Origin of the sequence: Saccharopolyspora sp. NPDC050642 (assembly GCF_040654735.1) — a bacterium.
GTDB classification, from domain to species: domain Bacteria; phylum Actinomycetota; class Actinomycetes; order Mycobacteriales; family Pseudonocardiaceae; genus Saccharopolyspora; species Saccharopolyspora elongata.
Genome location: NZ_JBFAIN010000012.1, coordinates 94,857 through 105,651, shown reverse-complemented (window position 1 = coordinate 105,651; position 10,795 = coordinate 94,857). Strand labels below are relative to the sequence as shown.

The window sequence follows — 10,795 nt, the reverse complement described above, 5'->3', positions numbered from 1 at the left end:
TGTGGCGCAGCGGCAGGCTTCCTTCTCGCGAACTCACGATGTCCATAGTGGACTTTCCGAGGTGAAACGCGAGCCGATGATCGCCCGGTCTTAGGAGGCGTGTAGTCTCCGTCGGACACGGAGGGTGACTCGCTGGTTACCAACTCCCGTGTTGTCAACCGCTAGTGTTCGATGTTGTTCAAGCTGGAGGATGTTTGTATACCGTGGTGATACCGCCTGTTGGCGGCTCTGGTGACTGCGGCGGGTGTGGCGACCGCCGTCGAACGACGCGCGTCGTCGTGGTGGCCGTGACCATCTGGGTTCTGGTGATCGGATGGCTGGCTTTTGCCTACCTGCTGTCAGGTCGGGCGTGAAACCGGCCTGACAGCAGGCAGATCCATTGAATGACGGGCGGCGGCTAGGCGGCGCACCGAGGGTCCAGCCTCGACTGCGTGCGGCCTGGCTGCTGCCGTCCGTTTTCGTTCTACATCAAGTAATGATTGTGATCAGAACACGATGCGAACCGCGCACACCATACAGCGGCCGTACATAGTCAAGTGATGGCGGCCTAACTAGTCAAGCGATCGTGTGCCCGGCGGATGGGTGTAGAGAGACTTCTCTCCGCTGGAAGGTGATCTAAGCAGCGGCGCCGGATGCTGGGCAACCGGGACGCCGGGCGCGGGTGGCGGTGAGGGCGAGGATCTGCGCGCACTGCTGGGCGTCGTAGAGCGGCCGCCCGGTGCTGCGGTCGCGGTCGGCGATGGGGCAGGCGCCGCGGATGGTGTGCACCGAGCGGCCGGTGAGCCGGGCGAGGCTCGCCCGGTCAACCAGGGTGCGGCCGTTGGTGTAGCGGACGATCGGCGTTCGGGCGTTCACGTTGGCGAGCTCCACTGTGTACTGGTGGCCAGTCGGTCCGCGGCGACGGCCCACGGATCGGTGTGGTGGATGCCGTCCTGGATTTCCGCAAGGGCGACCCGAAGGGCGTCCCAGGCTTCGCCGTCCGGGATGCCGAGTTCGGTCATGCGGTCCCAGAATCGAGCTTCGGCGGCCTTGCCGGTTTCCGCGGCGGCGCGCAGCTGGTCACGGTCAGGGGTGATCATGGTCAGGATCTTGCAGCTGCTGGCGGTGCCGCTCCAGTGCGACACGGCGGGTGCGTCGTGAGGTCGCCCGATCATGCGGCCCCCGTCATCTTGAACGCGAGCTGCTGCCCGATGTTCAGCAGGTCGAGCCCGTCGTAGGTGTCGCCGCATTCACTGCACCGGACGGCGAGGGTGTCGGTGTCGCCGACGGGCCACAGCGAGCCAATGCAGTCCGGGCAGGGCGCGAGTGGCCGGGTGGAGTCGTCGGCCAACCGTCGCACCTGGGCATGCAGCTCGCGGAGATCGTCGGCGAGATCGTCGGCCCACGGCTGCCGGGTGCACCAGTCGATGTATCCGCGCAGCCACCCGGTACCCCTGGTGATCGTCAAGTCTCGCGACGGCGGCCGGTGGTCAGCGTCCAGCCGCAGCAACTCGGAGTGCACCCAGCCGCACAAGCGGTTCACGGTGCCGATGATGGATCGGGTGGCGCCGTCGGTGTCGTCGGGGCCGATCGCGTGGCCGACGCTGCGCGGGTCGAGTGCGGCGATCACGTCGAGTCGGGCGGGTGGCCTGCTGCCGTAGCCAGCCGAGCGCCGGCCGCCATCGCCACCGCGGCCGGGCGCAGCGGTGAGGGTGGCGGCGTAGTCGTCGATCTCGCGGAGCCAGCAGCGCATTCGCTCGGCGCAGGGCTCGCAGGTGTAGCGGCCGGGTTCGGCGGCACGCTGGCAGCGGTCGATGCTGCAGGTGGCGGTGTAGACGTCGCGGATCACGCGGTCACCTCCGGGGCGTTGAACGGCTTGTCGGCTGGCCACCATCCGGCGTCGACCAGCAGCGCACGCACCTCTGCGGCGGGCAGGTTGGCCATGCGCTGCACCCACTCGTCGGCCGCGGCCTCGTCTGCGGTTCGCGGGCGTTCGCCGGTGAGCAGGGCGACCAGGTCGGCGACAGTGCAGGTCACCCACTGCTTTCCGGGGTCGGCGATGCCGTGTCGTTTGTGGACGATGACGGCGGCCACGGCGTCGTCGTTGCCGCGTTCGGTCTCCGCTTCGGCTGCCCACGCGGCGAGCTGCACGCGGGCGCTGTCCTTGCATTCGACGACGATCCGGCCGCCGCGCAGGGCGGGCGAGAGGCGGACGCCGCCGATGTCGCCGCGGTCCTTGGCGCCGTTCTTCGTGCGTCGGTCGATGCGGTCGTCGACTTGCTCGGCGAGGTAGTCCGCGATGGTGCGTTCGAAGCGGGCGCCGGCGGCCTTGGCTGAGCTGCGGGTGCGCTTGCGGGAGTCGGTCATCGGGCATCAGCCCACTTGATGCAGTAGGCGTAGCGGCCGATCACGACCGCTACCCCGATCCATGCCCCGGGGTAGCGGTTGGTTTTGAAACGCACGCCGGGTTCGGCGACTTGGTAGCGGTAGAACCGCGGCCAGTGGGCGGTCACCGGACATGCGTCGCGCCGCTGCGCGTCGTTTCTGCCGGTTCGGGTGTCCATGGGGTTCTCCGGTTCGGTTTCGGGGTTGTGCGGCCGTTTGAGGGCCGGGGTTCAGGGTCAGAACGGGGGTTCGTCGGTGGAGTTGCCGCCGCGGGGCGCGTTTGCCCACGGGTCGGCGGTGGGCGCGGACTCGGACACGCCTTGGCGGTCGATGCGCAACGTCTTGGCCATGTGCCGCTTGAGGTTCGGGCCGATGGCGTACAGGGCGAGCTCGATGGACTGGCCCTTGCTGCCGTCCTTGCGGTCGTAGTCGCGCAACGACAGCTCACCGGACACGATCACCTCGTCACCCTTGGACAGGCTCTCGGAGATGTTCTCGGCGAACAGCTCCCACGCCTGGGCGCGGACGAACATCGAGCCGGCGTCTTCCCATTCCCCGGCGTCGGTGCGCTTGCGCTTGTTGAACACCAGCGGCACGGTCACCACGGCCTTGCCGCCGGGGGTCCAGCGCAATTCGGGGGCGGCCCACAGCCGGGCGACTTCTCCGTTGATCTTGGGCAGGGACATGGTCAGCGGTCTCCGTTCGTGAGGGCCTCCACGCGGGAGACATGGACGCCTGCCAGCGGTACGAATTCGCCTGCGCGGTGGCCGCGGCGGATGACGCGGGCGCAGGGGCGGCCGGGAGCGGCCTGGCAGTGAGGGCAGGCGACGGCGAGCGCCGCGTGGGTCTTCTTCGGCTTGCGCTGCCAGCCGAGCCGGTTGGCCACAGCCTCGACAGCGGACCGGACGCGCTCGGAGTCGGCGGGCCCGGTGGTGCCGGCTTCGAGCTCGGCCCGCTTGGCTGCGCCGAGCTCGGCGAGCCGGGCCCGCTCGGCGGCGTCGCGGCGGGCCTGGATCCGCTTGGTCACCACCGCGGGGCCGATCCAGCTGCCGTCGAACGCGAAGTGGTCCTTCACCGCTTCCAGCGCTTCGGGGTAGGTCCACTCGGCGCGGGCGGCCGAGTCCATCCACGCGACCACGTCGGCCTCGCCGCGCTGGCGGCCGTCGTAGGCCGTAGCAACCTTGAGCACCCCGACGATCTCGTTCTGCGTGAGGCTCATGCCGCACCGCCCGGCAACGCGCGCAGGTGAGGCTCATCGGGCACCAGAAATGCGTCCAACGCGTCGATGCGGTCTGCTTTGGTGTCAGTCCGGCGTGGTCGGTTCTCGGTCCGGTGTGGCCGGTTCATGACTTCGTTGACGACGCTCGGCAGAGTCGATGGGTGCAGGGATTTGCGCGCCCACTCCATGAGCCCGTCGTGCACGTCGCTGGGGTCGATGCCTTCCTCCAGCAGCGCTTTGACGTTGCGGCCGATCTGTCCGACGACGTTCTTCGGCGGTCGCTTGCGGCAGGTCTGTAGCCAGTCGCCGAGGATCTGCTGCGCGTTGGCCGGCGCGGCGTCGCCCGCCGAAGGCGGAATCGGTTGTGGGTTGTGGGTTGTGGGTTCTCCTGTACTTACTTGAGTAACCACAACCCCGTCGTAAGCCGATGTCGCATCGGATGCCGTATCGGATGGACTATCCACCTGCGAAAATGCGGGATCATGAGCGGTTTCCAGCGGTTCCGGCTCAGGTTGGGGTGAAGCCGTATCGGATGGGCTATCGGATACGGCATCGCGTAGCGCATCGGTAGGCAGATCCAGGCGTTGGAACTCGAAGCGCAGCACTCGCCGTAGCAGGGTGGAGACGATCTCCTCGGCCGCGCGCAGGATCACCGGGCGACGCTTGCTGTTGGTGTGCCCGCCATCCCACTTGACGAACGACCGCACGAGCAGTTCCTCGGTGTCGTAGTCGACCACGATGAACTTCTTGTCGCTGAGCACCTGCAGTGCCCCGGTGACGCCATCCACAGTGGTGTCCGACGCCATGTCGGCCCACCGGCGCAGGGTCAGCGGCAAGGTGCCGGTCGCGCTGATGTCCGGCTGGGTGACCAGCAGCAGGTAGACCCGCTGGGCGTCGGCCGGGAGAGCGCGGAACTCCCGGTTGCGCCAGATCGCGGTCATAATGCGGGCATACGAACGTGCCATCAGAAATTCTTTCCTTCGCTGTCGCGGTGGTCGTCAGCGAGGCGGGCGTAGAAGTCGAACGCCATGACCGCAGCGAATCGGCCGACCTCTTCAATGTCCGGGGTCTCTTCGCCGTTGGCAAGGAACACCTCGCGGGACTTGGTCATCCATTCGTCCCGTGCGGACTCGGTGAGCTTCTGCAACAACCGATAGGCGATGTCGGCGGCGCTGAATTCGTCCGACAGGTCGGAAATCATCTGAAGCGCCGCGCGTTCCTCGGTGGTCCAGTGGGCCCAGCGCTCAAAATCGTCGTCTTCCGCCCGGTCCTGCTCGAACTGCTCGGCGCGCTCGGCGATCACCTGATTGCTCAGCTTGTAGGGCATGTACCCCCACAGTTCACCGACGAACTCAGAAGCGAGAACCGGCGCATGCGGTGTTCGTACAGCCGAGTCGACGAGGGTTTCCCGCGTAGCCTCGTGCAGCTCGCCGACTCGTTTCCAAGCGATGCCGCACAGGTAGCGGAACACGTTCTCGGGGGCGACCCTCGGCGCGTGCATCGCGATCTGGATGCAGTCAACGAGCACAGACATCGGTAGCCCAGCTCTCAGGAATCCGTCGATGGACGTAGCCCAGTCGGCAGGCAGCGGAACCGCCCCGCCGTCCGACTCGAAGTGCCACCGGTCCCACGCTGCGCGGAACTCGGCCCGCCGGGCGTCACGGCTCGTCAGGTCCGCCGACATGCGCTCGGCAGCCGCTTGCAGCGCTTGGGACCAGCGCAGCGCGTCCTCGGCGACGTCATCGACGAGCTGCGCGTCGGGACTGCTTGCGGACTTCCCGGAGTTGCAGTCCCGGCAGGCGGCCACGAGGTTGCTCGGTTCGTCAGTGCCACCCAGCGCGACCGGAACCACGTGATCCACGGTCAACGTGACTTCGGGCGCCGTTCGGCCGCAGTACCGGCACGTGTGGCCATCGCGCCGCAGGACTTCGTAGCGCAGGCGCTTGCTCACAGCCATCAGCGGTTTTCCTTCGTTTCAGTGGGGTCATTCGGCCTGAGCTTGAGTCTTTCCCGGATCCGGCCGGTGGTGTAGGTGGTCATGCGGCAGTGCGCGGCGATCTGGGGATCGGTCCAGCCGAGGTTGTGCAGCAGCGTCGGCACTTCGCGCGCCCATTTGATCGCTGCGAAACCGGCCATCAGACGGTCGCCTCCTCTCGTGATGGTTGGAGCATTTCTGGGAAACGGGATTCCATAACGGAGATCAAATCGGACGTGATCTGGCGCCCGCTAGATGACAAACGATGACAAACAGCCGATGTCGTCGAGCAGGACCAGACCGCGGTCGTGGATGCGCACTGGCGTCTCGATCGGCGTCTGCCAGGAGTGCAGGAGCCAGCCGTGCCGGTAGGCGATGGTGCGGTGGGATTCGATCCAGCCGTGGCATCCGGTGGTGCCGCTGCCGCACAGCAGCAGGAGGTTCGACGGGAGGTTGGTCGCCGGGTCCTTGCTGCCGCCCGCGCCGCGGGGCCGCCGGTGGTGCACGTTGGTGCCGAGGGCGGTGCCGCAGCGCTCGCACAGCGGCCAACCGCCCCGCTCGGCGCGGTGCTTGACGATGGCGCGGGTGCGGGCGGTTGGGGCCGGGCTCATGACGTCCCGGCCATGGCGTAGGCGGTGCGTACCAGCGCGCCGATTGACTGCACCGCGGTCGCGACGTCCCGCACGGTGCGGATGTGGTCCTGCGCGGCCTCACGCTGTGTTTGGGCGAGCCGGTACGCCTCCCACTGCTCGGAGCACTGGTCGTCTACCCAGGCGTCCCGCTCGCTGGTGGTGTAGCCGCCACGGGTGACCTTCGGGCAGTCCGGCGAGAGCATCGCCCGCCGGTAGGCCGAGCGGTAGGTGATCTCGGCGTGGGTTTCGGCGTCACGGGCTGCGCGCAAGGCCTGCTCGGCCTTGGTGAGGTCGGTGACGCACTGCCGCAGTTTCTGCTCGATCTGCACCGGCGTCAGCGATTCGTACGACACGGTCACACTGCACCTCCGTCGCTCGGGCAGGCGATCCACACGCGGTTGCGGGACGCGCGGCGTTCACGGCGGCAACTGCGGTACTCCCCAGCGGGCACGATCACCCGCTGCGCGGCGGCGACACCGATCACCGACGGCAGCAGGTTCGGCCGGTCGCCGTCGGGATCCCCTGCGGCGGCGCGCAGATCGTCAGCGGTGAACGGTGCGCGGGCGGCGACGAATTCGGCGAGCGCGGTTTCGAGCCGGTGCCGGTAGTCGCGGTGGCCGGCGGTGGCCGCCGCGAGTGCGGCGGCCTGCCCCTCGTGCCGGTCGGCCAGGCCGAGTGCGAGCTGTACGGCGGTCACCGTCGCACCTCCACATCGAGCGTGGCGGGCGGCTCGAAACCGACCGGAATGCCGCGTGCGTGCTGGTCGTGCCAGTCGTGCAGGAGTTCCCACACGTCGTCGCCTGCGTCCCACGCACGGCCGAGCCGTTCAGCGATCCGGTGTGCGCGGTCCGGTGCGACCTGCTCCAACTCGGCCATGAGCGCGCAGATGCCCAGCGCGTTCACCGGAACCAGGGCCCGCAGCAGGTCGCGGGCGGTTTCCAACGAGACGTTCTCGGCGTAGTGGAGATCAAGGGCTTTCGTCCCGGCGCGCAGGAAATCCCCGATGATCGCGCTCGGCGTGTTCGGCGAGGCTTTCACCGCTGCCCTCCGTTGCTGCGGCGCATGGTGCGCTTCGGGCGGATGTGCGCGAGGTAGTCGCGCAGGGTCTTCTCGTTGGCCTCGCCGATATCGCCGCCTTGGCTCCACTGGGCGAAGTCCTCGGTCAACTTCTGATATCCGTCGTTGTCAGTGATCCAGCCGCGTTGCTCGGCCTCTGCCCAGATTTCGGTCTTGACCTTCACCAGGGGATCGACGGCGCGGGTGATGTTGTGCTGGTCGGGGTCGGTCTCGCCGGTGGGGATGTTGAACGCCTGGATGTAGGCGGTGCGCTGCGCGACGCTCATGGCCTTGGCCACGGCCTTGTCGCCCGAATCGGAGGCTTCACCCGGCACGACGACCGGGGGTTCGAGCGAGTCGCCTTCCGGGCCCCGGAAGTGGTAGGCCACGGTGACGGTGACCTCGCGTTCGCGCTTGCCCTTCGAGGTGGTGATGTCCCGCGAGTCCAGCGATCGCAGCTCCGGGGTCACCACCAACCCGTGAGCGCGCAGCGCCGGGCCAACCCGGTTCAGGACACGGTCGATGCCGCGGAATGCGAAGTTGTGGAAGTCGTTGTGGTCGCCCTTCTCGATCGTGCGCACGTCTTCCATGACCGCGGTGATGGCTTCGTGGACGTTCACGCGGCATCACCCACCGGCGGCACCACGGGGGCACCCAACAGCTTTTCGAGCTTCTTACCCTGCACGTTGGCGACGTAGTTGGCCTGCGCCGCGAGGTACTTCGCGAACGCCTCGGCGTCGGCCTGCACCGGAATCAGCTGGTAGTCATCCGGTTGGATGTGCAGGATGTAGGCGACATCCACGGGGATCATCGGCTGTTCGTTGCCGTCGGCGTCAAGGAAAACCTCGGCGTGGCGATAGGCGGCGACCTGCAACGCGTACTCACCGAACACGCCGTTGCTGGTCTTGTAGTCCACCAGCGCCCGACCGATGCCGGGTATGTCCTGGATCGAGTCGAGGGTGCCCGCGTAACCGTGCGTCCGATTGGCCACGGTGAGTTCTTCGTGGACGGTCGTGGGGTTGAAGTCCTCGATGTAGGCGGCATATCCGCGCACGTACGGTGCGAGGTGTTCGGGCACCTCGATCGCGTCGCCCTTGATGTAGGGCTCGGCCAGCTTGTGAACCTCGGTGCCGCGCACCGCAGCCTCTTTGCGCCGCTGGTTCGGCAGCTCGCGAAGGAAGTGGATTGCGGGACCGTTGCCCCCGTTGTCGATCATCCGCTTGACGTCGTAGATGTGTTCCACCGCGTGCTCGGCAACGAGCCGGGCAGCCCAGCGCTTCAACGCGTCGTCCTTCGGGATGCCCTTCAACGCGGTGGTGACGCCGATCGCCCATCTGCCGTCGATGCGGTACCGGTGGTAGTTCGGGTAGTCCACCCGCACGATTCCCTTGCGGGGGTTGTGCTTGGTCATGCTCGGGAGTCCTTTCGCGGCGCGAGGCAGCAGTGGAGGGGTTCGGGGGTGGTGCACAGCGGGCAGACGATCCGGGCCGTGGGCCGGCCGTCGAGGGGCTGCACCTCGACGGCCCGGCGGCCCTCGCACAGCGGGCAGGCGGGAGGCTGCGCGAAGGTCACGATCAGCGCGGTCACAGGGCAGCCGCCGGGGTCTCGTCGAGGGCCCGCACGGTGGCGCAGGGCCACGGGATCGGGTCCTCGTGGGCGTCGACCCCGCACGCGGTGCAGTCGCCGTCGCCGTCGGGCTGGTGGGTCCGACGCACTGCCGTGATCGCGGCGCGCAGCCGGTCGACCTCGGCCACGAGCCAGTCGACGTCGGCCCGACTGTGCTCGATGAACGTCGCGTCGGGGTGCCGAATGCCGATCACGTCGGCGCGGTAGACCCGCTGGTCATCGCGGCTGGTGGCCTGCGGTGCGACCTCGTACACGGCCATGTCGCGGGCGGGCTTCATGCGCATGTCGGTGCTGAATGCCAGCCGCTCGTCGTGGCGTAGTCCGCCGAACCCGTCGTACAGGTAGTTGTCGATGACGTCCCGCACGTCTTCCTCGGGAACGTCTTCGAGCGAGTTGACCAGCGCGCGGTCTTTCTCGGTGCGCTCGACGCGCACGCGGCTCATGACGTCGCATCGGCCGTAACCGGGCCGCCAGTTGGCCAGGTAAGGGTCTCCGGTGTCGGTGTTCCCTGCCCAGTGCCAGGGGCCGGGGGCGGCCTTCTCCGCTCGGGCCTTGATCTCGGCGAGTCGGTTGCTCATGCCGACACCGCCTCGGCGTCGGCGGCCAGCAGCGGGCGGCACACCCACTCGAACTTTTCGACCGTCTCGGTCACCTCGACCTCGGGCACCGCGGCGAGCGCGGTCGGGTCCTTGACCCGCTTCGTGACGGTCTCGGTACCGGTGACAACCCGCTCGCAGACTTCGGATCGGTAGGCGAGCACTTGGGCCTTGGTGCCGCCGAAGTCGAGCACGAGGTTGTGGAACGTCTCGTTGATGTCCTTGGTGACCGTTGCGCCGTGGCGCTTGGCGATCCGGGCGATGCGGGCCAGCTCGGCGACTCGGTCTTTCCAACTGAGATGAACGTTGATACCAACCCGGTTCAGGGTGGAGCTGAAGTTTTTGGCGAGTTCGGGGTTGGTCTCGATCATGTCGGCGAGGGCGCGCAGTCCGGCGGCCTGCTGCTGGGCGAGCGTGTCGATGTCGGTCACTTGGTCACCTCGGCAAGATCGGTGGTCACAGCGGGCGCGGTGGGGTTCGGCGGCAGCTGGCAGGGGCGCAACCGCAGGTCGTTGTGGATCACGTGGCGGTCGCCGTCGACGTAGCGGGCGGCGTGGGCGCAGACGGCGCACGGGGTGCCCAGCAGCGGCAGCAGCACCGGGGCAGGCGCGGGGGCGGTCACTGGGATACCTCCGACTCGGCGGCACGCTGGGCCTGCTCGGCGAGGTGGTCGGCGACGAGCGCGGCGTGGCGCGGCATGAGCCCGAGCTGCGGGTGCGCGGGGTCGTCGATGTGGTGCGCGAGGAACCCGAGCAGCACGCGCAGGCTGCGCCCGTACTGTCCGGAGTGGACAGTCTCGGCGTGGTCGCCAGCGGCACGCAGTCGGCCGGCGAGGGCCTGCCGGTTGGCGTTCTGCTCCGGCGTCAGCCGCTCGACGCCGGTCTCCTCGGCTCGGTCAGTCTCGGCGGAGCCGAGCTGGCGGAGGGCGTCAACGAGCGCGATCGTGGCGTGCACGTGCGCCTCGGTGACCCACCGGTCCGTCCGGTTCCCGTCGGTGAGCAGCTGTTCGGCCTTGGCGCGGTGGTCGATCATCGGGTCACCGCCGCGAGCTGGTCGGCGATCAGCAGCCGCGCCGCGTGGTAGGTGCAGAACGCGCGGCCGACGTAGCCGCGCAGCTCCCACACCCCGGGCGTGGCGCACGGATACCAGGCGCCGCCGTTGCAGTGCCGACCGGGCAGTGCGAGCCAGGCGCGGTTGTCCTGCTCGACCAAGTCGTGGTCGGCGCGGGCACGGGATTCGGTGTGCATGCCCAGCGCCTCAAGGAAGGTCGGCGACACGTCGGTGCGTTCGGCGTCGGTTTCCGGCGGTAGCTTTGTTGCAGCCATTG

The 10,795-nt window shown here is 68.3% G+C and carries 21 protein-coding genes; all 21 read right to left on the bottom strand.

Annotated features, from left to right (window positions below; genetic code table 11):
• Positions 1-615 precede the first annotated feature (615 nt).
• A complete protein-coding gene (locus tag AB0H93_RS20405; RefSeq protein WP_358574471.1) occupies positions 616-855 on the bottom strand; it encodes a hypothetical protein in 240 nt (79 codons plus the stop codon).
• Positions 852-1,079 (bottom strand): hypothetical protein, encoded by a 228-nt coding sequence (locus tag AB0H93_RS20400; RefSeq protein WP_358574469.1) that lies wholly within the window; start codon positions 1,077-1,079, stop codon positions 852-854. Before AB0H93_RS20400 ends, AB0H93_RS20405 begins: the two co-directional genes overlap by 4 nt.
• 71 nt (positions 1,080-1,150) lie before the next feature.
• On the bottom strand, positions 1,151-1,828 hold the full coding sequence (locus AB0H93_RS20395) for a hypothetical protein (protein WP_358574467.1): 678 nt from the start codon (positions 1,826-1,828) through the stop codon (positions 1,151-1,153).
• Entirely contained in the window at positions 1,825-2,346 is a 522-nt protein-coding gene (locus AB0H93_RS20390) for a hypothetical protein (protein WP_358574465.1), read from the bottom strand. Before AB0H93_RS20390 ends, AB0H93_RS20395 begins: the two co-directional genes overlap by 4 nt.
• Entirely contained in the window at positions 2,343-2,543 is a 201-nt protein-coding gene (locus AB0H93_RS20385; RefSeq protein ID WP_358574464.1) for a hypothetical protein, read from the bottom strand. Before AB0H93_RS20385 ends, AB0H93_RS20390 begins: the two co-directional genes overlap by 4 nt.
• Before the next feature lie 57 nt (positions 2,544-2,600).
• Entirely contained in the window at positions 2,601-3,050 is a 450-nt protein-coding gene (gene ssb / locus AB0H93_RS20380; RefSeq protein ID WP_358574463.1) for a single-stranded DNA-binding protein, read from the bottom strand.
• A gap of 2 nt (positions 3,051-3,052) precedes the next feature.
• On the bottom strand, positions 3,053-3,583 hold the full coding sequence (locus AB0H93_RS20375) for a hypothetical protein (protein ID WP_358574462.1): 531 nt from the start codon (positions 3,581-3,583) through the stop codon (positions 3,053-3,055).
• Positions 3,580-4,524: a hypothetical protein gene (locus AB0H93_RS20370; protein WP_358574460.1), complete on the bottom strand. Its 945-nt coding sequence runs from the start codon at positions 4,522-4,524 to the stop codon at positions 3,580-3,582. The genes AB0H93_RS20375 and AB0H93_RS20370 overlap by 4 nt, the downstream gene beginning before the upstream one ends.
• A gap of 23 nt (positions 4,525-4,547) precedes the next feature.
• A complete protein-coding gene (locus AB0H93_RS20365; protein ID WP_358574459.1) occupies positions 4,548-5,540 on the bottom strand; it encodes an HNH endonuclease in 993 nt (330 codons plus the stop codon).
• Positions 5,540-5,719, bottom strand: coding sequence for a hypothetical protein (locus tag AB0H93_RS20360; protein WP_358574457.1), 180 nt, complete (start codon positions 5,717-5,719; stop codon positions 5,540-5,542). Before AB0H93_RS20360 ends, AB0H93_RS20365 begins: the two co-directional genes overlap by 1 nt.
• Before the next feature lie 90 nt (positions 5,720-5,809).
• Positions 5,810-6,169: a hypothetical protein gene (locus tag AB0H93_RS20355; RefSeq protein ID WP_358574456.1), complete on the bottom strand. Its 360-nt coding sequence runs from the start codon at positions 6,167-6,169 to the stop codon at positions 5,810-5,812.
• The gene (locus tag AB0H93_RS20350; RefSeq protein ID WP_358574455.1) at positions 6,166-6,549 is read right to left on the bottom strand and encodes a hypothetical protein; all 384 of its coding nucleotides are present in this window, start codon (positions 6,547-6,549) and stop codon (positions 6,166-6,168) included. The genes AB0H93_RS20355 and AB0H93_RS20350 overlap by 4 nt, the downstream gene beginning before the upstream one ends.
• Complete coding sequence (locus AB0H93_RS20345; RefSeq protein WP_358574454.1) at positions 6,546-6,887, bottom strand: hypothetical protein; 342 nt, start codon at positions 6,885-6,887, stop codon at positions 6,546-6,548. The genes AB0H93_RS20350 and AB0H93_RS20345 overlap by 4 nt, the downstream gene beginning before the upstream one ends.
• The gene (locus AB0H93_RS20340) at positions 6,884-7,228 is read right to left on the bottom strand and encodes a hypothetical protein (protein ID WP_358574453.1); all 345 of its coding nucleotides are present in this window, start codon (positions 7,226-7,228) and stop codon (positions 6,884-6,886) included. Before AB0H93_RS20340 ends, AB0H93_RS20345 begins: the two co-directional genes overlap by 4 nt.
• Positions 7,225-7,866 carry an ERF family protein gene (locus AB0H93_RS20335; protein ID WP_358574452.1) on the bottom strand — a complete coding sequence of 214 codons (642 nt, stop codon included), beginning with the start codon at positions 7,864-7,866 and terminating at the stop codon, positions 7,225-7,227. Before AB0H93_RS20335 ends, AB0H93_RS20340 begins: the two co-directional genes overlap by 4 nt.
• Entirely contained in the window at positions 7,863-8,657 is a 795-nt protein-coding gene (locus AB0H93_RS20330; RefSeq protein ID WP_358574451.1) for a hypothetical protein, read from the bottom strand. The genes AB0H93_RS20335 and AB0H93_RS20330 overlap by 4 nt, the downstream gene beginning before the upstream one ends.
• Positions 8,658-8,829: 172 nt before the next feature.
• The gene (locus AB0H93_RS20325) at positions 8,830-9,450 is read right to left on the bottom strand and encodes a hypothetical protein (RefSeq protein WP_358574450.1); all 621 of its coding nucleotides are present in this window, start codon (positions 9,448-9,450) and stop codon (positions 8,830-8,832) included.
• Positions 9,447-9,899, bottom strand: coding sequence for a hypothetical protein (locus tag AB0H93_RS20320; protein ID WP_358574449.1), 453 nt, complete (start codon positions 9,897-9,899; stop codon positions 9,447-9,449). Before AB0H93_RS20320 ends, AB0H93_RS20325 begins: the two co-directional genes overlap by 4 nt.
• Positions 9,896-10,090: a hypothetical protein gene (locus AB0H93_RS20315; protein ID WP_358574448.1), complete on the bottom strand. Its 195-nt coding sequence runs from the start codon at positions 10,088-10,090 to the stop codon at positions 9,896-9,898. The genes AB0H93_RS20320 and AB0H93_RS20315 overlap by 4 nt, the downstream gene beginning before the upstream one ends.
• Positions 10,087-10,500, bottom strand: coding sequence for a hypothetical protein (locus tag AB0H93_RS20310; RefSeq protein WP_358574446.1), 414 nt, complete (start codon positions 10,498-10,500; stop codon positions 10,087-10,089). Before AB0H93_RS20310 ends, AB0H93_RS20315 begins: the two co-directional genes overlap by 4 nt.
• On the bottom strand, positions 10,497-10,793 hold the full coding sequence (locus tag AB0H93_RS20305; RefSeq protein WP_358574445.1) for a hypothetical protein: 297 nt from the start codon (positions 10,791-10,793) through the stop codon (positions 10,497-10,499). The genes AB0H93_RS20310 and AB0H93_RS20305 overlap by 4 nt, the downstream gene beginning before the upstream one ends.
• Between the last annotated feature and the right edge of the window lie 2 nt (positions 10,794-10,795).